Here is a 24,951-nt window from a genome sequence, read left to right as displayed (position 1 = left end):
GTAAATGCCTCCCAAATAGTTAAATAGATAATTCTTTTGTTAGTTCATAAATATTATAGTCAAATTGATGTTCGTCCGCTCTGAAAATCTCATCAAACGGAGTACTTCTTAGTACGTTATCTCTAATACCTACGCCTCTTGCTGTTTCTCCTTGCATAAGTAAATCAATTGCATGACCACCTAAACGTGATGCCAATACTCTATCTTGCCCAGTTGGGCTTCCACCACGTTGGATATGTCCTAATACAGAAACACGTGCATCCACATTAACATATTTAGATAATTCTTGCGCACATGCTTCACCAGTCATACAACCTTCCGCAACCATAACAATGGAATGCTTTTTACCACGTTTTATACCATGGTCGATACGTTCTGCTACTTCTTTAATATCTGTTTCAACTTCTGGCACGATAATTGTTTCTGCACCAACTGACAAACCTGCCCACAGTGCTAGATCTCCACAATCTCGTCCCATAACTTCAATAATAAATGTTCGCGCGTGACTAGATGCTGTATCACGAATTTTATCTACTGATTCAATAATTGTGTTTAACGCTGTATCAAAACCAATAGTAAAATCTGTGCCATTGATATCATTGTCAATTGTACCTGGAATTCCTACTGTTTGAATTTCAGTGCATTCCTCACTTATACGTTGTGCACCTCGGTAACTTCCGTCTCCACCAATTACTACTAGACCTTCAATACCGTGTTTACGTAAATTAGCAATACCCTTTTGACGTACTTCAGGTTCTTTAAATTCTGGACAGCGGGCTGAGTACAAGAAAGTGCCTCCGCGCTGGATTGTATCCCCGACTGAACCTAATTCTAGTTTATGAATATCATCGTTAATTAAACCTTGATAACCTTGGTAAACTCCATAAACTTCGATGTTATTATATATCGCTTTACGCACAACAGCTCTAACTGCCGCGTTCATCCCGGGTGAATCTCCACCACTTGTTAAAACCGCAATTTTTTTCATGACGACATACCTTTCTAACTTAATTTCTTACTTTAAAAATACCATAATTTCACATAAGTCGCCATTAAAATAAGGTGTATCAATAAATGTAAACGTTTTAGTTACAATACCGTTGTCCAAAACAGAAGGAAGCGTTTTAAAAACAAATATAAAATTCATTTTTAAATTAATCAAATTGACCCTTATACACTTTACCATTAATTTAAAATTTTGAAACAATAAATTTAAAATTTTTACAATTAAAGCGCTATCTTTTTAATAAAACGCTTTCTTCGCACTAAAACGCTCTATGACAGTGCATAGAGCGTTTTAGTATACAATATTCTATTCATTAAACGAACCAATATTTCTAAATTTTTCATAGCGATCTTGCACTAAAGCTTGTTCATCTAAGTTACTTAATGCAGCTAAATGATTTTCAAATTTAGCTTTAATATTTGCTGCTTGCGTTGATACATCATGATGTGCACCACCAAGTGGTTCTGCCACAACATCATCAGCAATATTTAACTCTTGTAAATCTTTGGCAGTAATTTTCATTGTCTCTGCTGCAATTTTAGCTAAGTTGCTATCTTTCCATAATAATGCTGAAGCACCCTCTGGTGAAATAACGGAGTACGTACTGTTTTCAAGCATGAGCACTCGATTAGAAATACCTAATCCTAAAGCACCTCCACTACCACCTTCACCAATGACAATTGATATTACTGGAACTGTTAATGCTGCCATTTCAACTAAATTTTTAGCAATAGATTCACTTTGACCACGTTCTTCTGCAGCTTTACCAGGATAAGCTCCTTTTGTATCGATAAAAGTTATAATTGGTCTATTGAACTTTTCTGCTTGCTTCATTAAGCGTAATGCTTTTCGATAACCTTCTGGATGAGCCATGCCAAAGTTGCGATAAATATTATCTTTTGTGTCTTTCCCACGTTGTTGACCAACAATTGTTACTGCTTGCCCGTTTAAATAACCTATACCACCTATCATGGCTGGGTCATCTCTAAAATTACGATCACCATGTAACTCGATAAATGAATCAAAGATTAAAGGTATATAATCTAAAGATGTCGGGCGTTCTTGTAAACGTGCTAACTGCACACGATCCCAAGGCTTCAAATTTGTATATACTTTTTCTGTTTCTCGCTCAAGTGATGCTTCCAACATTTCGATTTCTTCAGATAAGTCGACATCGTTTTTCTCTTGCGATTCCTTTAATGAATCTATCTTATTTCTAATTTCAAAAAGTGGCTTTTCAAAATCAAGCATTCGTTTTCACCTCTTGATGCATTTTTAATATCGTGGTAAGTGTATCTTTCATTTCTTTTCGATGCACCACTTTATCTAATTGACCGTGCTCTAATAAAAATTCTGCTGTTTGGAAATCATCCGGTAATTTTTCATTAATCGTTTGTTCAATTACTCGTCTACCTGCGAATCCAATGAGTGCTTTAGGTTCTCCTATATTAATGTCACCAACAGATGCAAAACTCGCCGACACACCACCAGTTGTTGGATTAGTAATATAAGAAATGTATAACAATCCAGCTTCTGAATGACGTTTTAAGGATACACTTGTTTTACCCATTTGCATTAAAGAAATGATACCTTCTTGCATTCTTGCTCCGCCGCTTGCAGAGAACAAAATAAATGGCATACGATGTTCAGTACAATATTCAATAATTCGGCATATTTTTTCACCAACTACTGATCCCATACTGCCCATTCTAAATCTTGCGTCCATCACTGCAACGCCAAATGGCATACCATCTAATTCAGCTGTTCCGGTAACAACTGCTTCATTTAATTCTGTTTTTTGCTGGTCTTTTTGCAATTTTTCTTCATAGCTTGGAAAATCAAGCGGATTTGCAGAGGTCATACCTTTGTCAAATTCCGTAAATGTGCCTTCATCCGAAATTGCATCTATTCTTTTATATGCAGTTAGTGCAATATGATGGTCACAATTAAAACATACATTTAAATTTTCTGATAGTTCTTTTGTATACATGATTTTTTTACATTGCGGGCACTTAGTCATAATACCTGCAGGCACATCATTTTGTTTAGAATCAGATACTGTTACATACTTTTTCTTTTTACTACTTCTATTGAAAAAATCCTTAAACATTGGTAAACCTCCACTTAACCAGTGTTAATTACACTCCATTTATACTTCAATTTATGTCTACTTTGATTTAATTTAAATCCGTTAGCGACATTGTTTTGTTATATATATCGTCTGGGTCAACTTCAGTTCTAGCAACGCCAGATTCCATAGCAGCAACTGCAACTTCTCTTGCCACTGATGGCGCAACACGCTTATCAAATGGGCCAGGAATACAATAATCTGGGTTTAATTCATTTGGTTGAATTAAGTTCGCAATCGCCTCAACAGCAGCTTGCTTCATTTTTTCGTTGATATGTGTTGCTTCGACATCTAAAGCACCTCTAAATATACCTGGGAACGCTAATACATTATTAATTTGATTTGGGAAATCAGAACGGCCTGTACCTATAACTTTGGCACCAGCTGCTTTGGCATCATCAGGGTTGATTTCAGGATTTGGATTCGCCATAGCAAAAATAATAGGATCTTTTGCCATAGATTCAACCATCTCTTTAGATAATAAATCTGCTACTGATACACCAATAAAGACGTCTGCATCTTCTATTACATCTTCTAATTTACCGTCAGTTTTATCTCTATTTGTCCATTTAGCGACATATTCTTTCGTATCATTCATGCCATATGTTCTACCTTCATATATAGCACCTCTTGAATCACACATTACCATATTATGCACGCCATAAGAGTATAATAATTTTACTATTGCAATACCTGCTGCACCAGCACCATTTAATACTACTTTAATATCTGAAAGATCTTTTTCAACAATGCGTAAAGCATTAATTAATCCTGCAACTGTTACTATCGCAGTACCATGTTGGTCATCGTGAAATACTGGAATCTTCGTTTCTTTTTTTAAACGTTCTTCAATTTCAAAGCAACGTGGCGCTGAAATATCTTCTAAGTTAATACCTCCATAGTTTGGCTCTAATAACTTTACAGTATTAATAATTTCTTCAGTATCGGTAGTATTTAAAGCAATTGGAACGCCATCTACACCAGAAAAACTTTTAAACAATACAGCTTTTCCTTCCATAACTGGAATGCTAGCTTCAGCGCCGATATCACCTAAACCTAACACTGCTGTACCATCAGTCACCACCGCTACGGTGTTACTTTTCATTGTATAATCAAATACTTTGCGTGGATCCTCGTGTATTTCTTTACAAGGTTCAGCAACACCAGGTGAATATGCTAAACTAAGTTCTTCTTTATTAGTAACTTTGACTTTAGATTTAACTTCTAATTTCCCTTTATTACGCTTGTGCATTTCTAATGCTTCATCTCTTAATGTCATGTAATATCGTCCCCTTACATTTATGTAATTTATAAAGATATTATATATATTTTTATTATACTATATACTATATTACAACTAATTACTCTTTAAAAAAACAGTTTATTTGCAAATGCTCAAATTTGGAAATGCTTTAACATTACCTTTTACGTTCTAATAGCAAAAACTGATGATAACATTCCATATATCATCAGTTCACTATACCATAATTCAAGGTTGTATAAAAGCTATATAATACGGACATCATTTGGCGAAAAACTATCTATGAATGTTTCTATACTTTGTTTATCAATATAACCAAGGTTATTCATGCTTGATTGGGCTTCATTATAGTAGTTCACTGGTAGCATATTATTCGACTCATGTAATTTTAATTGTGCTTTGAGTTCGTCAATATCATACTGACCTCTTATCACGATTTGAGTAGCTTGAGCGATAACCGTTTGTTCATAGTTCACTACATCTAGCACTTCATTAACAATCAATTGTTGCTTATTGTTTCTTGTATCAAATTTACCATTGACGATAAACATTTGGTCTTCTACTAAATCAAATTCATACTTTTTAAATGTATCGGGAAACATTACACCATCAATAGTTGTAACACCATCATTTAATGTTAGAAATGCCATATTTTGACCATTTTTTGTACGTATTTTTTTAATAGTATCTACTTGAATTAAAATTGGTGATCTATTGCTCGCATTTCTCAATTTATAAATACCTAAATATTGCTTTTGCTCAAAGTATTTTTCAACTGGATGTTGCGACACATAGAAACCTAAATATTCTTTTTCATAATCACTTAATACCTTATCAGCAAGTTCTTCCGTTTCTTCATATGACGTTTTAGGTGTAAGTACATCAAAAATAAAATCGTCTTGTTCTATACTAGAAGAGCTATCAATCACATGATCAATCGTTTGTAGCAACGTCGCTCTATTTTTACCAAATTCATCAAATGCGCCTACTAATATAAGTGCTTCAAGTAGTTTGCGTGATTTAATTCTTTGCGGTATGCGTCGAGCAAAATCTATGAAGTCTTTAAAATTACCACGCTGTTTTCTTTCTTCAACAATCAACTTAACACTCTGATAACCCACGCCTTTAATAGCGCCAAGTGATAAATAAATACCTTCAGAAGTAGCTTTATAAAACCAGTGACTCAAATTAATGTGTGGTGGCTTAATGTTCAAACGTTGGTGTTTTGCTTCATCAATAATTGAGGCGGTCTTATTTTCACTGCCAATTGTATTACTTAAAATATTAGCATAAAAATAAGTAGGATAATGGGCTTTTAAATAAGTCATAATATAGGCAATTTTTGAGTAACTGACTGCGTGCGCACGAGCAAATCCATAATCCGCAAACTTTAATATTAAATCAAATATTTGTGTACTAAGTTCTTGTGGGTAACCTTTTTGCAGTGCCCCTTCGATAAAATGCTGTCTCTCATTTTCCAGTACTGCACGATTCTTTTTACTCATAGCACGTCGTAAAATGTCCGCTTCACCATAATTAAACCCAGCGAATTTACTAGCTATTTGCATAATCTGTTCCTGATATATTATAACACCATAAGTATTTTGTAATATGGGCTGTAAGTCCGGATGTAAATATTGTACCTTGGCAGGATTATGCCGACGTGAGATATATGTTGGTATTTCTTCCATTGGTCCTGGACGATATAATGATGTCACTGCAACTATATCTTCAAAATGCTCCGGTTGTAATTTTTTTAATACATTACGAATACCATCTGACTCTAGTTGGAAAATTCCTGTTGTATCCCCACTTGAAAGCAATTTAAATACAGCACTATCATTAAAAGGAAGTGCTTCAATATTAATATCAATATTTAAATCATACTTAACTTGCTTTGTAATTTGGTGAATAATAGACAAGTTTCTTAACCCTAAAAAGTCAATTTTAAGTAAACCTATACGTTCGACTTCGGTCATTGTCCATTGAGTCAATACTCCAGTATCCCCCATAGTTAATGGTGCAAAATCATAAAGGGGTTGATCATTAATAATAATACCAGCAGCATGCGTTGAAGTATGGCGAGGTAAACCTTCTAGTTTTTTACAAATGTCAAACCATTGTTCATGTCTATGATTTCTATGGACAAATGATTTAAAATCACTATTCTGATACGCCTCATCCAATGTAATACCTAATTTATGAGGTATTAATTTAGATACTTCATTTAATGTGACATCTTCAAAGCCCATTATTCTTCCAACATCTCTAGCCACTGCCCGAGCTAATAAATGACCGAACGTAACTATACCTGCAACGTGCATTTCTCCATACTTTTCTTGAACATATTGTATAACACGTTCACGTTTAGTATCTTCAAAATCAATATCAATATCAGGCATAGTCACACGTTCAGGATTTAAAAATCGTTCGAATAATAAATTATACTTAATCGGATCAATGTTAGTAATTCCTAACAAATAACTAACTAAAGAGCCCGCTGCAGAACCACGACCTGGTCCTACTAAGACATCATTATTTTTCGCAAATTGTATCAAATCACTCACAATTAAAAAATAATCTTCAAATCCCATGTTGGTAATAATGTCGTATTCATAGTGCAATCGTTCAACATAAGCGGTTTGATGTGTTAAGTCATACGCAGCTAAATTTTCTTGTAATTGTTGCAGTAAATATGCTTTAGAATCCATACCATTTGGCGTTTTAAATTTGGGCAACAATGATTGATGATACGATAGATTAGCTGTACATTGCTGGGCGATTTCTTCAGTTCTTTCTAATTGTTCAGTTGTCACATCAAGCTCAAGATGTTCAGAAGTACTAAACAAATGTGAGTGATAATTTGGCGCTTCATTTACTAAGTCTAACTTTGTATTATCACGAATTGCGTGTAAGGCACGAATAGTTGAAGCGTCTTCTTCGTTTAAGTAATTAGCACTTTGTATCCATACTGCAGGGATATCAGTAACCTGTTCACTTTGATGATCAACATAAACCATATCATGGTCAGCAAAAGCTTCCAACAACACCTGATGCTCATCGGTAATGCTTTTAAAAATAATAACTAAATCAGCTGCATATTTTTGTAGCCATTCAATTGTAGTTTCAGTTCTTTCTTTCATCTTAACAGCAGATGACAGTTTTAATAAGTCAGTTAGCCCTTGGTTATTGCGTGCTAACAATACCGTTTCCGTAGTAGTTAATCCATCAGTTAACCAAATGGTCATACCAAATATAGGTTTAATGTTTGCTTTTACACAGGCATCGTAAAATTGAGGGTACGCATACAATACATTCGTATCAGTAATTGCTAAAGCCGAATACCCTTCTTTAGTTGCCTTTGATACGGCATCGGATATTTTTAAACTCGAATTTAATAAATCATATGCCGAATGAATATTTAAATGCGCAACCATTTGATTTCACCTCTACTCCTACAGTTTTTTATTTAGCGCATTTGCCAAGTGTTCGAATGTCTCCCAACTATCTACAGATACTCCAGATGCATTGGGATGGCCGCCACCGCCAAAATCACTAGCGACATCATTAATCACAATGCCTTTCGAGCGAATGCGACATCTTATTTCCTCACCTTCATCTACCGCAAACAACCAAATTTTCAAACCTTTTATATCTGCAATAGTATTAACAAATAGAGAGGCTTCATTCGGTGCAATGTCGAATGTTTCTAACACGTCACTAGTAATTATTACCTTACAAAATCCTTTATCATTCAACTGAAAATTTTGTAAGACATAACCTTGGAATGGTAATAAACTTGGTTCTTTTTCTGCAAGTTGATTTAATTCATCATTATGATTAAATGGGAATTTCAATAATTCACTAGCAATCTCAAGCGTATGAGGCGTCGTATTATTGAATAAAAAGCGCCCCGTGTCTCCAACAATTCCAATGTATAATAGTCTTGCTACAGTCTCATCTATAATGGTTAAATCGTTAAAATGTATAATAAAATCAGTAATAATTTCACTCGTTGATGATGCTTGCACATTAACGAAATTAATATCACCATATTGGTCAATTGCTGGATGGTGATCAATTTTGATGAGTTTTTCACCTAAACTGAAACGTGAATCACTAATGCGTGGTGAATTTGCTGTATCACATACTATAACTAGCGCACCTTCATATGTACTATCATTAATGTCATCAAATGTACCGATAAAGTCTAATGATGGCTCGCTTTCACCAACGGCATATATTTGTTTAGTTGGAAACTTAGCTTGTAAATATCCTTTTAATCCTAACTGGGAACCATAAGCATCTGGATCTGGTCTTACATGTCGATGTATGATAACTGTTTCATATTTCTCTATTTCATTCATAATTTCGTTTTTAATTGCTTCCATATGCTATCTATTCCTTTCATTTTCAAACGTCGTAATAGTTATATATTAATCTATAATTTGGCACATAATCATCGCTTTAGCGACATTTTGAGCGCCGTTTTTCATAGTTACTTCTAATTTTGCAAAATTTCTACCCACATCTAACATATCATAATGCACGTCAATTTCAGATTCAATTTGAACAGTTTTGATATAAAAAATATTCAAGCTCTCTATCATTACTTCAATTTTTTTATACTTACGCATTTCATAACGCACAGTTTCTTCTATTATTGCAACGAATACAGCTTTACTTAACATGCCAAATTGATCAGTCAGTAAAGGTGTAGTTGTTACTTGTATAATATCATTTGAAATCGTTATATGTTTGGCAATTTGATCGTTAATGGTTTCCCCGACTTGTGGTTGTCTTCCAATTAATTGCATTGATTTTAGTACATCTTCTCTAGTTATAACACCAATAAGCTTTTTACTTATTGTCGTTACTGGTAATAATTCAATACCTTCCCAAATCATGATATGTGCACAGTTAGCGATTGTAGTTGATAATTGCACATTAATTGGGGACTTTGTCATAAATGTTGCTAACGTATCTTCATCCTGCATATTGATGATTTCTTTGCTTGTTACAATGCCTACAAGTTTCCATTCTTCATCAATTATCGGAAATCTTGAATGTCCAGTAGCTTGCGCTTTGATTTTATATTCAGTCAATGTCATATCATCAAAAAGTACAGTAGTATCATCGATAGGTTTAACAATGTCATCTACTACTAAGATCTCTTTACGTATCATTTGGTTGTACATTGCCCTATTAATAATATTAGCAACTAAATATGAGTCATAATTTGAAGAAATAATTGGTAAATCATGCTCATCTGCATATTTAATAATGTCATTAGTAGTAGTAAAGCCGCCTGTAATTAATACAGCACTACCTCGTTTTAATGCTTCTAATTGTACATCTTTACGGTTACCTACTATAAGTAAAGTGTGGGGACTCAAATATTTCACAACATCATTTAACTCCATAGCGCCTATAGCAAATTTAGTTAATGTCTTAATTAAGCCATTTCTCCCACCTAATACTTGTCCATCTATAATTTTAACAATCTCACTAAATGTAAGTTGTTCAATTTCTTCTCTATTCTTTTTTTCAATTCTTACAGTGCCTACACGGTCAATTGTAGCTACCAATCCAATTTGACCAGCATCTTTAATCGCTCTATAGGCTGTGCCTTCAGAAACTTCTAGATCTTTAGCAATTTTACGTACAGATATTTTTTGGCCCACAGATAAAGATTCAATATATGATAAAATTTGTTCATGTTTTGTCATACTACTGCCCTCATTTATTTGATAGTTTCTTAAATATTATAACTTTTTATGCGACAAAATGCGATGCAACAAATTCATTACTTTCTATAAATATTAGTTTTACTATACTTACTTAAGTAAATAATATTAAAAATTTTTTCATTAAACATTTAGATATCATTGCAAAATGCGCATATTATTGATTAAAATAGGAATGAAGGAGGGTGTAAAATGTATAAAAATATTTTACTAGGTGTGGATACAACACTTGAAAACGAAAAAGCTTTGGAGCAAGTTTCAAAAATTGCAGGTGAAGGTACTGTAGTTACAATTTTCAACGCAATCAATGAACAAGATGCACAAGCTTCTATTAAATCGGGCGTTCATTTAGACAAATTGATTGAAAAAAGAAGTAAGGGTTTAGCCAGTACACGCGAAGCTTTAGATGGTTATGGTATTAAATATGATGAAATTATTGTACGAGGAAACGCTAAAGTTGAATTAGTCAAACAAGCTAACAGTGGTAAATTCGACATTATCGTCTTAAGTAACCGTAAAGCTTCTGATAAGAAAAAAATTGTGCTTGGTAGCGTGAGCCATAAAATCGCTAAAAGAGCTGAGATACCAGTCCTAATTGTTAAGTAATTTCAAATTAGCGCTGGTATTAATAATGTATGTCTTAATATTTTTATTTACGTTCATAATAAAAAGTCTGGAACAACAATGTGTCCAGACTTTTGTTAACTAAAGTGATACTTCCTCACCCGGTTTTAATATTTGTACTTCCCCTACACTAACAGCTTCCTTGAAATCGTTCGGATCTTGTTCGATATATGGGAAAGTATCGTAGTGGATAGGTATACTAATTTGTGGTTTTATAAATTGGTTAATGGCGTAACTTGCATCATCAATCCCCATCGTAAAGTTATCGCCAATCGGTACGAAACAAATATCTACTGGGTGTCTATCAGCAATTAATTTCATATCGCTGAATAATCCTGTATCTCCTGTATGATAAATTGTTTTTCCTTCCAATTCTAAAATTGCTCCCATTGGCATACCTAAATAAACTGGAATACCATTATCATCTGTAAGACTTGAACTGTGGAATGCTTGTACAAATTTCAACGTTCCAAAATCAAAACTTACTTTTCCACCTATATTCATTGGTCGCACATTATCATAGCCTACATGAGTTGTTAAATAATCTGCTAATTCAGCTGTACCTATTACTGTTGCATTATTTTTTTGTGCGATTTCCACAGTATCACCAAAGTGATCACCATGTCCATGTGTTAAAATAATATAATCTACTTCCAAATTTGATACATCTAAATCAGACAATTCATTACCAGTAATAAAAGGATCGATTATCCCTTTTTTACCATTTGCTTCAAAATAAACTGTTGATTGTCCATGAAATGATAGTTTCATTAATAGTGCCTCCCATTTGCTATGTTTACTGTTATATATACCACATCTTTCTTTATCTATAACACTTATTCATTAAGAAATCCAAGTTTTCCACTAAAAAAGCGCATTAAATTCCAACATTAAAGTAGTTTATTTTTGAATATTAGAGTTAACTAACCTAAAATTAATATAAATGTATTTACTTACTAGGAGGCAATAACAAATGAAAACAGAGCAAATAATTACTGAAATTAAACATCAACAAGCTGATGCAGCTTGGATTACAACACCACTTAATATATTTTATTTTACGGGTTATTTAAGTGATCCACACGAACGTTTACTTGCATTATTAATCAAAGCTGATGGTACACAGGTTTTATTTTGTCCTCAACTAGAAGTTGAGGAAGTAAAAGCATCACCTTTTACAGGGGAAATTATCGGCTATTTAGATACTGAAAATGCTTTGGATAAATATCAATTCAGTGCAAATAATTTATTAGTTGAAGCGGAACACCTCACTTTGAAACGTCAACGTGAATTAACTGCGGCATTTGGAGTCCAACAATTTAATGACATTGATGCAACAGTTAAGTCCTTACGTAACATTAAATCTGCAGACGAAATTGCTACTATTCAAAAAGCATGTGAATTGGCAGATAAATGTATTGAAATTGGTGTTTCATACTTATCAGAAGGTGTAACCGAACGCCAAGTAGTTAATCATATTGAAAATGAAATCAAAGCTTATGGTGTACATGAAATGAGTTTTGATACTATGGTTCTATTTGGAGATCATGCTGCATCACCTCACGGTACACCAGGCGACCGAAAATTACAAAATAATGAATTTGTCCTATTCGACTTAGGCGTTATTTATAATAACTATTGCAGTGATATGACTCGAACGGTGAAATTTGGTACACCAAATGCTAAGGCACAAGAAATTTACGATGTTGTGTTAAAAGCTGAAACAGAAGCTATTGCAGCAATTAAACCTGGCGTGACAATTAGCGACGTTGATCACATTGCTAGAAACATTATCGCTGAAGCGGGTTACGGTGAATACTTCCCACATCGCCTCGGCCATGGTTTAGGTTTAGAAGAACATGAATATCAAGATGTTTCTAGCAGTAATCACAATCAATTTGAAGCTGGTATGGTCATAACCATTGAACCTGGAATATACGTACCAGAAGTAGCAGGTGTACGTATAGAAGATGATATTGTAGTTACTGAAGATGGACATAAAATAATGACAGGATATGACAAATGATTAAAGAAGCAGTTGTAGAAACGATCGAAGAAGTAGAAAGCGCCATCGCAAATGGTGCGGACCGTCTTGAATTATGTGATAACTTAGCTGTCGGTGGTACTACACCTAGTTACGGTATGGTCGAAATTACCGCAGAAATCTGTAAAGCCCATAAAGTTGAACTTGCTGTTATGATTCGTCCTCGTGGTGGGGATTTTGTTTACAATTTATATGATTTTGAAATTATGCAACGTGACATTAAACACTTTAAAGCGCTTCAAGTGGACTATTTTGTCTTTGGTTGTTTAACAGTGGACCATGTGTTGAATGAATGGCAAATGAAAACGTTGCGCAATCTCTCAGCACCTATACCTGTCGTATGTCACATGGCATTTGACCTTATTCATCAACATGGTCAAATTAAAGCTTTGCATCAATTGATTGATCTTGGCTTCACTCGTTTATTAACACATGGTGGCCCTAAAGAAAGTAATCTTTTTAATAATCTCAATCACCTAGGTAAATTAGTTGTCAATTCAGGTGGCAAAATTGAAATTATGCCGGGCGGCGGTTTAACTAAAGATAATTTGCCAGAACTATTGGAAGCTTTCCCTTTTCAAGAAGTACATGGCACAAAAATTGTTTAATATAGTTTACATTAAAACAGGACGATGCTTAAGCATCGTCCTGTTTATTATTTATTTTAATTGCTCTGCAATTGATGTATAAGGTATATTTAATGATTCTCCTACACCTTTATTAGTCAATTTACCATTAACTGTATTCAAACCTAGTGATAAAGGTTCATTATCTTGTAACGCTTTTAAATATCCTTTATTGGCGATTTGAATCGCATATGGTAACGTTGCATTGTTTAGTGCAATAGTTGAAGTTCTTGGAACTGCACCCGGCATATTGGCAACAGCATAATGCACAACACCATGCTTCGTATAAGTCGGGTTATCATGAGTAGTAATTTGATCGGTTGTCTCAAAGATACCACCTTGATCTATCGCAATGTCTACTATTACTGAGCCATCTTTCATTTGTTTGATCATTGCTTCACTTACAAGGTTTGGCGCTTTTGCACCAGGGATAAGTACTGCCCCTATAACTAAATCACTTTCTTTGACTGTACTTTCGATGTTCAATGGATTTGACATAATAGTATGTACGCGTCCTCCAAATTGATCATCTAATTGCTGTAAACGTTTTGGATTAACATCTAATATGGTAACATCTGCCCCTAAACCTAAAGCTATTTTAGCAGCATTTGTACCAGCTTGCCCGCCTCCAATAATTGCAACACGGCCTTTGGCAACACCAGGTACACCACCTAATAGTATACCCATTCCTCCTTTATATTTTTGAAGAAATTCTGCGCCAATTTGTGTAGACATTCGACCTGCCACTTCACTCATTGGAGTTAATAAAGGTAATGAACGGTCAGGCATCTGCACTGTTTCATAGGCAATACTCACTACATTTTTCTCTAATAAAGCCTCTGTTAATTTTTGTTCATTAGCCAAATGTAGATATGTAAATAATATTAGACCTTCTTTGAAGAATTTAAATTCTTCTTCTAATGGTTCTTTAACTTTCATTACCATATCCACATTCCATACTTCTTGTTGTGTTTTAACAATTTGTGCCCCAGCTTCTTGGTAATCAACATCTTCAAAATAAGAACCATATCCTGCAGCTGTTTCTACCAAAACAGTATGCCCTTGCTCGACCAAAGCGTGTACCCCACTTGGTGATAAACTTACTCTGTTTTCATTATTTTTAATCTCTTTTGGAATACCAATATTCATTCCATCCACCTCCATAAACATCGTAACGCGAAAGCAATGAAAGCGCAATCACAAAATTTACATATTTGTAGATAGTTAAATTGTACAAATATTCTGTTAATAATGGTATAATAAAATTAATTAAAAGTAAGGAGGTAATTGCGATGCTAACATATAAAAATATTTTAATCGCAGTTGACGGATCACATGAAGCAGAATGGGCTTTTAACAAAGCTGTAGATGTTGCAAAACGTAATGATGCACAATTAACAGTGGTAAATGTAATTGATTCTAGAACTTACTCATCTTATGAAGTATACGATGCACAATTCACTGAGAAATCTAAAAATTTCTCTGAAGATTTACTAAATGGTTATAAAGAAGTGGCAGCAAATGCAGGTGTTAAAGATGTTGTTACTCGCTTAGAATTTGGTTCTCCAAAAGCAATTATTCCTAAAAAATTAGCCACTGATGTTGGCGCTGATTTAATTATGTGTGGTACTTCTGGTCTTAATGCTGTAGAAAGATTTATTGTAGGTTCTGTATCAGAAGCTATTGTACGTCACTCACCATGTGATGTTCTAGTTGTTCGTACTGAAGAACTTCCAGAAGACTTCCAACCACAAGTTGCTACAGAAAAATTAAGATCACACTATAGTGCTCGCTAATCAGATAACGTGAAGCACGAAATTAAAAATACTTTATTAGTATAATATTTGATGAGAGATAGCATACCATAATATATGTATGCTATCTCTTTAAATACATAAAAGTTTAATCTCCGTACCCACCCTTTTACAAAAAATATAGCTCTAATTTAAACTCAATTCATATCTAACCTTTATCCTTAATATAGCATTTTAAAAAGGAGAAGATGACTCATGAACAAGCTTAAACAAACTGGCATCACATGCATAATTGCATTTAGTTTAACTACTTTCACCACTCTACATACAAACAATACTGACGCTGCCAACAATCAGTCAGACAAGCCTAAAACTGTAAATAATATCAAACTCATCGACAGCGAAACCATTCCACACAATACAAAATATAAAAATACTGTTGTCGGTGGATTGTCGGGAATTAGTTACAATCCTCAGAATAATAAGTGGTTACTTATTAGTGATGATCGTTCAGAACATAGTCCCTCTCGTTATTACGAAGCCAACATTAATTACAATCAACAAGGTTTTAACAACATTAACTTCAAAGACGTCAACACATTAAAACAACCAAATGGTTCAACTTATACTAATAAAAAGCAATATGATAAATCTTCAAAGAATATTGTGGCAGATCCAGAATCAATACGCTTCGATCCACTGAGCAACCATCTATGGTACACGAGTGAAGGTGATCGAACTCTAGGTTTAAACCCATTTATTCGCCAAGCTACATCTAACGGCACATTTATATCAGAATTACCTATACATAAACCGTTTAAAATGTCTGCCAATGACAAGCAAGGCTTTCGCAATAATATGGCACTAGAAGGCAGTACATTTTCTGCTGACGGTCAATCTTATTGGACTGCTATGGAAGGCCCATTATTACAAGATGATACTGTACCTACAATTAATTCTGGGTCAACTTCACGTATTACGCAGTATGATAGACAAGGTAATGTGTTAGCAGAATATGCTTATCCACTTGATGCCATACCTGAAAAACCAGGCAAAAATAAAGACGCCAATAACGGAATTACAGAAATTTTAGCAATTAATGATCACGAATTTTTAGCACTAGAACGTGCCAGCGTTCAAGCAGAAGATAATTCCTATACTAACCATGTTAAAGTCTATAAATATAGTACAGAGAATGCCACAAATATTAAAAATATGTCATCTTTAAAAAATCACAAAGTTCAACCATTAAAAAAGCAATTAGTGACTTCTCTCAATAAAACTGATCTTAAGCATATAGATAATGTTGAAGGTATTACATTCGGCAAAAAGTTGCCAAATGGTCATGACACACTTGTTCTTGTTGCAGATAATAACTTTAACAAAGAACAACAAACACAAATTATTGCTTTTGAAGTATTGCCATAAAATAGACAATATACTTACTATAACTAGCATTTATTTTGTTATGTTGTACATCAATGTAAAAAAGTGTCATAGTCGTAAAATAGCATTGACTATAAAAGATAATTGTCCCGATTTTGTAACGTGCTGACGCCCGTGGACTAGTATGAGTGAGAGACTACAGGCTCGAACCATACCCCAGGCAAGCATGCACGGTCAAAATCGAATACTTTTAAATATAAAGAGGACTAATCCTTATTAAAGATTAGCCCTCTTTTTTGAGTATAGGGAGTTATATCCCTATCTCTTTTAATTATTTTTATTAATCAACATTACCAAATTCAATAACATCACGTGCAATCATTACTTCTTCGTTCGTTGGAATAACAATTACTTTAACTGGTGAATGTGGATAGTTTATAAATCCTTCTTCGCCATGGATAGATTCATTTTTCTTAGCATCCCAATAAACACCCATAAATTCTAATCCTTCAAGTACTTTAGCGCGTACTGGATCAGAGTTCTCACCGACACCTGCAGTGAAGACGATAACATCAACGCCATGCATACGTGTAGCATAAGAACCAATATATTTGTGAATACGTGACGCAAAGACATCTAATGCAAGTTGCGCACGTTCTTTACCTTCTTTACTGTCTTCTATAATATCTCTTAAATCACTTGATGTACCTGAGATACCTAGTAAACCAGATTCTTTATTTAATGTATTTAATACTTCTTCTGCTGTTTTGCTTGTTTTTTCCATTAAAAATGGTATTAATGCTGGATCAATATTACCTGAACGTGTGCCCATTGTTACACCTGCTAAAGGTGTGAAGCCCATTGATGTATCAACAGATTCTCCTCCATCAATTGCTGCTATAGATGCACCATTACCAATATGACAAGAAATAATACGTAATTCTTCTATTGGCTTACCTAAGATTTCAGCTGCACGTTGAGAAACATATTTATGACTTGTTCCATGGAAACCATACTTACGGATTCCATAATCTTCATAATATTGATAAGGCAAACTATACAGATATGATTTTTCTGGCATCGTTTGATGGAATGAAGTATCAAACACTGCTACGTGTGGAATTTCAGGTAATAATTTACGGAAAGCACGAATCCCCATTAAGTTTGCAGGGTTGTGTAGTGGTGCTAATTCACTTAATGCTTCTATTTGTGATTCAACTTCATCCGTAACATATACTGATGTTGGGAACGTCTCGCCACCATGTACAACACGGTGTCCAGTTCCTTGTATATCATAAATACTATCAATAATACCGTGATGTTTAAAACTATCTAACATAATATTTACTGCATCTTCATGGTTTGCAATATCCGTTACTTCTTTAATTTTCTCGCCATTTACTTCTATAGTAAAGACTGAGTCTTTTAATCCTATTCTTTCGATTAAACCTTTAGTAATTATTTTTTCTTCAGGCATTTCAATAAGTTGAAATTTCAAAGATGAACTACCAGCGTTAATCGCCAAAATTAATTTTGACATAAGCTTTGGCCTCCATTTTCAATATAAGTTTATCCTTATCTATTTAACCATTAATACAGTTTAAATTCAAGAGTAATACAGTTTAAATTTCTGGGTGATTCTCTGTCATCCAAGTATTTAAGTCAGCTAAAAACCCTTGGAATTGCTGTGGATTTTTAAAGTCAGGAATATTTGCTAGCAAGACTTCTACAGGTTTTGTTACATTCACTTCTTTTTTCTGCACAATTAATATAGATTTTCTAGCTTTTTCATTTTTAAATAACGTTGCGGGTAAATTTAAAAATGCTTGCATTTCGGTTTCTGTAGCAATATAGTTTTGTAACTGTTTTACATTATCCCCTTCGAACAGATTACTTGGCACAATTAAAAATGCATAGCCTGATGGTTTTAATGCTGTAATCGCTTGTTCTATTAATAAATGATGAGAATAACTATGGCCTTCTTCAAACCCTAAACTCATTTCATGACTACGTTCATCAACAGGATAATAACCTATTGGTAAATCTCCAATTATGACATCCGCTTCTTCAAATGCTAGCGGCATTATGGCATCTTGTGGATATACATCAAAAGGAATCTCTAAAAAGTTTGCTAAATGTACGCTCACTCTTGATAGTACTGGGTCAACTTCTACTAAGTGATGCATGAGTGTAACATCAGTCATTACTTCATGTACTGAAGCACTTAAATGGCCTGCGCCACTAGCAATATCAGCAATATGCAATTCTGTTTGATTGGCCATAAATTGTTTCACTAAAAAACCTAATATTAAGCCTATTGAATCTGGTGTAATTTGATGATTTGCTTGAATTTCTTCATTTTGCAAAAGACTTAAATATGCAAATTGAAATGCTTTTCTTCTATCTTGTAAAGTCGCTTGCTCTAATAATTCTCGCTCATTTTTATATACATGCTCCATTGCTAGACCCAAGTTTTCAATAAAACTTTGCCCATTCTCTTCATTGAAAGCTTTTGCTTTTTCATCTAGCGTTTGGAATAAACGTTCCATAACTGTTTTTTCTTGAGTCATGATAATAATCCTTTCTAAAAAAACTGTTCATAATTTTTTTCAATAAGATACATTTTTATCTTAAATCACCAAATTATTATGAACAGTTTCATTTACAATGTCAACGATACTGTTTGTAGTATGATGACATTACCAATATATTTATTTTACTAAAATTAAATACTTCTATATGCTTCTAAGGCTTTTTCAAAATCTGGGAAATCAGTGCCTTCTGATACTATTTCTGTATATATTACTTTATCATTTTTATCTAAAACAAAAACTGAACGTGCTAATAAACGTAAACCTTCCATAACAACACCATAGTTTTTACCAAATGATAAATCTTTATGGTCACTTAGTGTAATAACATTATCTAAACCATTTGAAGCGCACCATCTTTTTTGTGCAAATGGTAAGTCTGCTGAGATAGTTAACACAACGCCGTCTTCTTGACTTGCTTCTTCATTAAATTTACGTGTTTGTTGATCGCACACGCCAGTATCAATTGATGGTACAACACTTATTAATTTCTTTTGACCTTCATATGTTGATAATGTAACTTCAGCCGTTGAATTATCTAACACTGTAAAGTCTGGTGCTTCTTGTCCTTCTTTAACTTGTTCGCCTAGTAATGTCACTGGCTCTTGTTTAAAAGTTATTTGTGTCATTGTTGACCCTCCTAAATATATGCTTCCATAGAAATTATAACGGTTTAGCTGTTAGAAATAAAATATTACATCTTAGCAAAATCACTATATTTACTTTTTGTAATATAAATATGCATATTTATTACGTATAACAACAGTATCTGCAAAGTAATCGTGTATTCCTTTATGCTTCACTGTGAACAAGGTAACTAAATAAGGTAAGTTACCGAAAGTACCACTAATGATGCGACCTATCCATTCACGAAATAGCACATCTTTCCATGTTAACGCTAATCTATCATCACGTTCTACCCGAATATTACAAATCATTTTACCCAACGTTTGTCTGAAGAATTTCGTCATTAATACAAAGTATAAATAAAATATTAGGGCGTCCAATAAATGAGCTACACTAAAATAATCAATCCATAATTTCTGTTTATCAATTTGTGCAAAGGCAAATATAGGTTTTAATAATAAACTATGAATACCAAATAAGATAAGTAAATCAATTATAAAGCTGACAAAACGTATGCCAAATCCCGCATATATCACCTTCATTATTTGTTTATGCACTAAATCATCAGTCTTTGGTGTATTGTCATTGTTTTCATTATTCATAGTTGGGCGAGCTGTTGTTTCATCCTCATTATATTGTCTGTTGTAGTTTGAGTCGTCATTCATCATTACTTATCACCTACCCTTCATACAAGTACATTGGACGAGCATCTGTATTATTCGTAAATATAGCTTTAACATCTTCGAGTTGATTACTTAATTGTGATGCTGCTGTCTTAGCACTATATAAAGAACCAAAGACACCTGACTGTCCATTATATTTAAATACTTCTGCATCTTTAGCTTTGATATCCTTTTTCAATGCTTTAATCGTTTCATCTTCGTACGCTATGTCGTCAATCAAACCATTTTTTTCTGCTTGTTGTGCACTATATAAACGTCCATCTGCAAGTTTACGGACTTTCTCCTCTGACATGTTTCTACCGTCTTTTACTATATTGACAAAACGATCGAAACTATCATCTAACATGGATTGCATAATATCTTTCTCTTCGTCCGTCATCTCACGAGAACCACTCATAATATCTTTGTGTGCACCTGATTTAATAACATTTTCTTTAATGCCTAAATTCTCTTGTAACTCAGAATAATCAATATTAGACATTATAACACCTATAGATCCCGTCATCGTTTGAGGTCCAGCATATATTTTGTCAGCTGGTGCCGAGATATAGTAGCCCCCTGAAGCAGCCATGCTTTCCATATGTACATATACCTTTTTACCACTTTGCTTTAGTTGTTGAATTTTTTTATAAATTTCATCACTAGGATATGTGCCACCACCCGGTGTATTCACAGTTAATAATACACCTTTAACCGTATTATCCTCTTTTACTGAATCTAGCTCTTTTAAAAACAAATCATGATTATAGCCCTCTTCACCAGAAAATAGGCCACCACCTGAACCTTCCATAATTTGACCATTCAATGTTAAATGAGCAATACGTTTAGCACTATCACCTTCTGATTCTACTTCTTCAGACATTAAGTTCATGTCTGCTGAATCAGATACAAATGATCCAACTACAGCTGCTATTGAGCTCATCACAATACCGCCTATAACGATAACTGCTGCTAAAATTATCGCAACTATTCTTTTTTTGGACATCTTCCACACTCCATTCCATTTAAAATTTATTGCTATAAATACTTTCTTGTTATCAATACTATAATAAATAAAACACAAAAAATAGAGGTAGTGTTAAATTTACAGTATTTGCCATATACAATACTGTAAATTTATACTACAACCTCTATATTACTTGATTGTTATAAAATATTTTGTAAATAATCATAAGCACTTTTCACAATTAAAATAGCAGTGACACTAACAAATAACACCTTAACATACCCAACACCTTTTTTAATCGCAAACATAGCACCAATATAAGAACCAACAATCATACTAGCTGCCATGATAAAACCATAAAAATAATCTACATGACCTAAGCTAATAAATAATACTAACGCACCTAAATTAGAACCAAAATTTAATACTTTAGCATTGCCAGCAGCGCTTAAAAAATCAAAACCAAACATCAATAATACAAATAGCATAAACGAGCCAGTTCCGCCACCTAAAAAGCCATCATAAAAACCGATTAAACTCATAAAGGCTGTAAATATAATCGCTTTCGGCACTGTTAATTTACTATACGTGCGTATACTACCCCAATCTTTTTTTATCAAAGTATAAATCATAACTATTGTTAAAACTACAATCACAATAGGCTTCAATAATTCAGCAGGCAAAAATGTAGCGAGGCTAGCGCCAATAATCGAAAAGATAAAAACAAATGGAAATAGCTTTGCAACTACTGCCAAATCTACTTTACCTGAACGCAAAAATCTAAAAGCACTCGTTGCTGAACCAAAAACACTCGCTAATTTATTCGTTCCTAAAGCAACAGCTGGAGGCATACCAATTGCTAATAAAGCTGGAATTGATATTAAACCTCCTCCCCCAACTACTGCGTCAATAAATGCCGCTAAAAATCCTAGTAAAATAATTATCAGTATAAGTGATATATCCCATTCCACCATTGTTTTAACCCCTTTTTATCTAGTCGTATTTCAATGTATTATTTAAAACAATTCATCTGCTAATTCACTCGTAGCTTTATCTTTTTCACTTTGATAATCTTTAGTAATTGTCAACGTTTCAATATTATCAACAGCGCGATCTATCATATCAGTGAAATCATATGCACTTTCATAATTCACAACTTTTTCTAAATCCGGTTCGGTAATTGGATTTTTGGGTGTGAAAATAGTACAGCAATCTTCAAATGGTTGAATTGAAATATCAAATGTACCGATTGTTTTAGCTTTAGTTACAATTTCTTCTTTATCTAATGTTAATAATGGTCTTAGTATCGGAGTAGAAGTTACATGGTTGATAGCATACATACTTTTTAGCGTCTGACTTGCCACTTGTCCTAGATTTTCACCATTAACAATAGCATGCGCTCCAATTTTATGCGCTAATTTATCCCCAACTTGCATCATCATTCTACGTGTTGATGTCATTGTATAGCGTTCATTTACTACTTTATTTACTTGTTTTTGTAATTCCGTAAATGGCACGATATGCAATTTAATTGGACCAACATGTTGTGACAAAATACGCGTTAATTCAATAACTTTTTCTTTTGCTTTTTCACTCGTGAATGGTGGACTATGAAAATGAATAGCTTCGATAGTTACGCCACGGCGCATAACTTCCATTCCTGCAACAGGTGAATCAATCCCACCAGATAACATAAGTAGCGTTTTACCACCTGTTCCAACTGGCAAACCACCTGCACCATATATTGTACGATCATAAACATATACTGCATCTAATCGCACTTCTACTTTAATAACATGATCAGGATTTTTAACATTTACTACAACCTGTTCATTATTTTTAAGTACAGCTCCGCCTACTTCCTTTTGTAATTGATACGTATCATACGGAAATTGTTTATCCGAACGTTTTACGTCAATTTTAAATGTTTCACCGGCATTATAACTTTGGGCAAATTGAATCGCTTGCGCATTAATAGCTTCTATTGTTTTATCTATTTTCAGTACTGGACTTATTGAATGGATGCCAAACACATGGCTCAATCGTTCCATAATTTCTTCTATCTCAGCATTGTCATCTAATTCAATATACATTCTATCTCTATTTGCTTTGACTTTATAACCCTGTAACGGCATTAAGGCACGTTTCACATTACTGCGTAATTGACTTACAAATACTTTGCGGTTGGCACCCTTTAACGTTAACTCACCATACCTTACTAAAATATGATCGTATATCATTTTAACAACTCCTTAATTTCTTCATACACTTTTATAAATTGCGCTTTAAAATCTTCAATATCTTCAACTGTCGTATGACTGCCTAATGAAAGACGGATACTACCTTCAATTCGTTTTTCAGTTATTCCCATAGCTAGTAATACTTCATTTAAGCTCGCTTTTTTGGACGAACATGCACTCGTCGTCGACAGCATAACATCATACTTGGAAAAGGCATTAACCAATACTTCTCCTTTAACTCCCGGGAAAGCAATATTAATTATGTGAGGAGAACTACCTTCCGGAGAATTCAAATAAACACCTTGAAACTCTTCTATAAATGAAATCAATTGTGTTTTTAATGTTTGTAGCATATTAAATGTTGATGCTTGATTTAATACAGCTGATTTCATTGCTTTTACTATGGCAATATTCGTTGGTAGATTGACTGTACCACTACGAATACCGAATTCTTGTCCGCCACCATACATTATTGGAGCGAGTTGATGTATATTTCTAACAAATAGTACTCCTTGGCCTTTCAAACCATTAAATTTATGACCACTCAGGCTAATACTATCTACTTGATTAAAATATAATGGTATTTTACCAATTGCTTGCACTGCATCAACATGAAAATGTGCCTTTGGATACTGTGACACTATTTCTGCAATTTCTGGGATGGGTTGTATTTGTCCCATGATATTATTTACGTGCATACATGTAACCAAACCAACCCTATCAGACATCATTGAAGCTAAATGGTTTACATCTACTTGCCCTTCAGCAGTAATGTTTACATACTTCACACAAAAACCTTCGTCTGCTAAAGCTCTGACAACTTCTAATACTGATGGATGTTCAAGTACTGAGGTAATAATTTCTGGAGCAAACGCTTTTTTCTTACGTGCAATACCTTGTAATGCAATATTATTTGATTCTGTCGCACCACTAGTAAACAACACTTCAAAAGCATTATTTAACTGCAATAACTCCTTTATTTCACGTTTCGTTTGTTGTAATAGTTGTTCTGCTTGTAATCCTGCTTTATGAGGACTATTAGGGTTAAAATATAAGCTTTGATTCACCTTCACAAATGTATCTAACACATCTTGGTTAGGTTTAGTAGTCGCCGCGTTATCTAGGTAAATCATTTTGACACTCCTTTAGTTTCCTTCATATTTCATATACATGTTAGATATATCAATGACTTAATTATTAATAGTGCATTTCGTATTATAATCTACTAAAGCATTATACTATTTTTTGACAAAAATGAAAGATGAGAGTAAGAATGACCTCAAATAAT

22 protein-coding genes are annotated in these 24,951 nt (G+C 33.8%); 5 read left to right on the top strand and 17 right to left on the bottom strand.

Going from position 1 to position 24,951, the window contains the following annotated elements:
* Positions 1-19 precede the first annotated feature (19 nt).
* From pfkA to CD036_RS00930, 7 genes are all read right to left on the bottom strand, one after another.
* Complete coding sequence (gene pfkA / locus CD036_RS00960; protein WP_103387820.1) at positions 20-988, bottom strand: 6-phosphofructokinase; 969 nt, start codon at positions 986-988, stop codon at positions 20-22.
* A 324-nt stretch (positions 989-1,312) separates the two neighbouring features.
* Positions 1,313-2,257, bottom strand: coding sequence for an acetyl-CoA carboxylase carboxyltransferase subunit alpha (locus CD036_RS00955; protein WP_103387819.1), 945 nt, complete (start codon positions 2,255-2,257; stop codon positions 1,313-1,315).
* The gene (gene accD, locus CD036_RS00950) at positions 2,250-3,116 is read right to left on the bottom strand and encodes an acetyl-CoA carboxylase, carboxyltransferase subunit beta (protein ID WP_002510243.1); all 867 of its coding nucleotides are present in this window, start codon (positions 3,114-3,116) and stop codon (positions 2,250-2,252) included. The genes CD036_RS00955 and accD overlap by 8 nt, the downstream gene beginning before the upstream one ends.
* Positions 3,117-3,183: 67 nt before the next feature.
* Positions 3,184-4,413, bottom strand: coding sequence for an NADP-dependent malic enzyme (gene ystJ / locus CD036_RS00945; protein WP_002510242.1), 1,230 nt, complete (start codon positions 4,411-4,413; stop codon positions 3,184-3,186).
* Positions 4,414-4,640: 227 nt separating this feature from the next.
* Positions 4,641-7,832, bottom strand: a complete 3,192-nt coding sequence (locus CD036_RS00940; protein WP_103387818.1) for a DNA polymerase III subunit alpha — start codon at positions 7,830-7,832, stop codon at positions 4,641-4,643.
* 18 nt (positions 7,833-7,850) lie between these two features.
* Positions 7,851-8,786 (bottom strand): DHH family phosphoesterase, encoded by a 936-nt coding sequence (locus tag CD036_RS00935; RefSeq protein ID WP_103387817.1) that lies wholly within the window; start codon positions 8,784-8,786, stop codon positions 7,851-7,853.
* Positions 8,787-8,831: 45 nt separating this feature from the next.
* The gene (locus tag CD036_RS00930; RefSeq protein WP_002510239.1) at positions 8,832-10,124 is read right to left on the bottom strand and encodes a DRTGG domain-containing protein; all 1,293 of its coding nucleotides are present in this window, start codon (positions 10,122-10,124) and stop codon (positions 8,832-8,834) included.
* A gap of 210 nt (positions 10,125-10,334) precedes the next feature.
* Here CD036_RS00930 and CD036_RS00925 point away from each other — a divergent pair, with 210 nt between their 5' ends.
* Positions 10,335-10,748 (top strand): universal stress protein, encoded by a 414-nt coding sequence (locus CD036_RS00925; protein WP_002510238.1) that lies wholly within the window; start codon positions 10,335-10,337, stop codon positions 10,746-10,748.
* Between the two features lie 99 nt (positions 10,749-10,847).
* On the opposite strand, the gene CD036_RS00920 is transcribed toward CD036_RS00925, so the two are convergent.
* Complete coding sequence (locus tag CD036_RS00920; protein ID WP_021459789.1) at positions 10,848-11,537, bottom strand: metal-dependent hydrolase; 690 nt, start codon at positions 11,535-11,537, stop codon at positions 10,848-10,850.
* 202 nt (positions 11,538-11,739) lie between these two features.
* Between CD036_RS00920 and CD036_RS00915 the strand changes: the two genes are divergently transcribed.
* Both CD036_RS00915 and CD036_RS00910 read left to right on the top strand, forming a co-directional pair.
* On the top strand, positions 11,740-12,792 hold the full coding sequence (locus tag CD036_RS00915) for a M24 family metallopeptidase (RefSeq protein ID WP_002510236.1): 1,053 nt from the start codon (positions 11,740-11,742) through the stop codon (positions 12,790-12,792).
* Positions 12,789-13,418 carry a copper homeostasis protein CutC gene (locus CD036_RS00910; protein WP_021459790.1) on the top strand — a complete coding sequence of 210 codons (630 nt, stop codon included), beginning with the start codon at positions 12,789-12,791 and terminating at the stop codon, positions 13,416-13,418. The genes CD036_RS00915 and CD036_RS00910 overlap by 4 nt, the downstream gene beginning before the upstream one ends.
* Positions 13,419-13,469: 51 nt before the next feature.
* Here the strand turns inward: CD036_RS00910 and ald are convergent, their stop codons facing one another.
* Positions 13,470-14,585 (bottom strand): alanine dehydrogenase, encoded by a 1,116-nt coding sequence (gene ald / locus CD036_RS00905; RefSeq protein WP_021459791.1) that lies wholly within the window; start codon positions 14,583-14,585, stop codon positions 13,470-13,472.
* Positions 14,586-14,728: 143 nt separating this feature from the next.
* Here ald and CD036_RS00900 point away from each other — a divergent pair, with 143 nt between their 5' ends.
* Both CD036_RS00900 and CD036_RS00895 read left to right on the top strand, forming a co-directional pair.
* On the top strand, positions 14,729-15,232 hold the full coding sequence (locus CD036_RS00900) for a universal stress protein (protein WP_002510233.1): 504 nt from the start codon (positions 14,729-14,731) through the stop codon (positions 15,230-15,232).
* A 213-nt stretch (positions 15,233-15,445) separates the two neighbouring features.
* Positions 15,446-16,618 (top strand): esterase-like activity of phytase family protein, encoded by a 1,173-nt coding sequence (locus tag CD036_RS00895; RefSeq protein WP_103387816.1) that lies wholly within the window; start codon positions 15,446-15,448, stop codon positions 16,616-16,618.
* A 298-nt stretch (positions 16,619-16,916) separates the two neighbouring features.
* On the opposite strand, the gene CD036_RS00890 is transcribed toward CD036_RS00895, so the two are convergent.
* The 8 genes from CD036_RS00890 to CD036_RS00855 form a co-directional block, all read right to left on the bottom strand.
* Positions 16,917-18,116, bottom strand: a complete 1,200-nt coding sequence (locus tag CD036_RS00890; RefSeq protein WP_002510231.1) for an acetate kinase — start codon at positions 18,114-18,116, stop codon at positions 16,917-16,919.
* Between the two features lie 82 nt (positions 18,117-18,198).
* A complete protein-coding gene (locus CD036_RS00885) occupies positions 18,199-19,146 on the bottom strand; it encodes a class I SAM-dependent methyltransferase (protein WP_002510230.1) in 948 nt (315 codons plus the stop codon).
* A gap of 155 nt (positions 19,147-19,301) precedes the next feature.
* The gene (gene tpx, locus CD036_RS00880; RefSeq protein WP_002510229.1) at positions 19,302-19,796 is read right to left on the bottom strand and encodes a thiol peroxidase; all 495 of its coding nucleotides are present in this window, start codon (positions 19,794-19,796) and stop codon (positions 19,302-19,304) included.
* A gap of 90 nt (positions 19,797-19,886) precedes the next feature.
* Entirely contained in the window at positions 19,887-20,459 is a 573-nt protein-coding gene (locus CD036_RS00875) for an RDD family protein (protein ID WP_233689158.1), read from the bottom strand.
* A gap of 13 nt (positions 20,460-20,472) precedes the next feature.
* Positions 20,473-21,462: a signal peptide peptidase SppA gene (sppA, locus tag CD036_RS00870; protein WP_021459794.1), complete on the bottom strand. Its 990-nt coding sequence runs from the start codon at positions 21,460-21,462 to the stop codon at positions 20,473-20,475.
* Positions 21,463-21,623: 161 nt separating this feature from the next.
* Positions 21,624-22,397, bottom strand: a complete 774-nt coding sequence (locus tag CD036_RS00865) for a sulfite exporter TauE/SafE family protein (protein WP_037579998.1) — start codon at positions 22,395-22,397, stop codon at positions 21,624-21,626.
* Positions 22,398-22,439: 42 nt separating this feature from the next.
* Positions 22,440-23,663: a tRNA uracil 4-sulfurtransferase ThiI gene (thiI, locus tag CD036_RS00860; protein WP_002510225.1), complete on the bottom strand. Its 1,224-nt coding sequence runs from the start codon at positions 23,661-23,663 to the stop codon at positions 22,440-22,442.
* Positions 23,660-24,796, bottom strand: coding sequence for a cysteine desulfurase family protein (locus CD036_RS00855; protein WP_103387815.1), 1,137 nt, complete (start codon positions 24,794-24,796; stop codon positions 23,660-23,662). The genes thiI and CD036_RS00855 overlap by 4 nt, the downstream gene beginning before the upstream one ends.
* Positions 24,797-24,951 lie beyond the last annotated feature (155 nt).

Source organism: Staphylococcus arlettae (assembly GCF_002902345.1).
Taxonomy (GTDB): Bacteria; Bacillota; Bacilli; order Staphylococcales; family Staphylococcaceae; genus Staphylococcus; species Staphylococcus arlettae.
The sequence above is the reverse complement of the archived record's forward strand: the minus strand, read 5'-3'. Positions and strand labels throughout refer to the sequence as shown.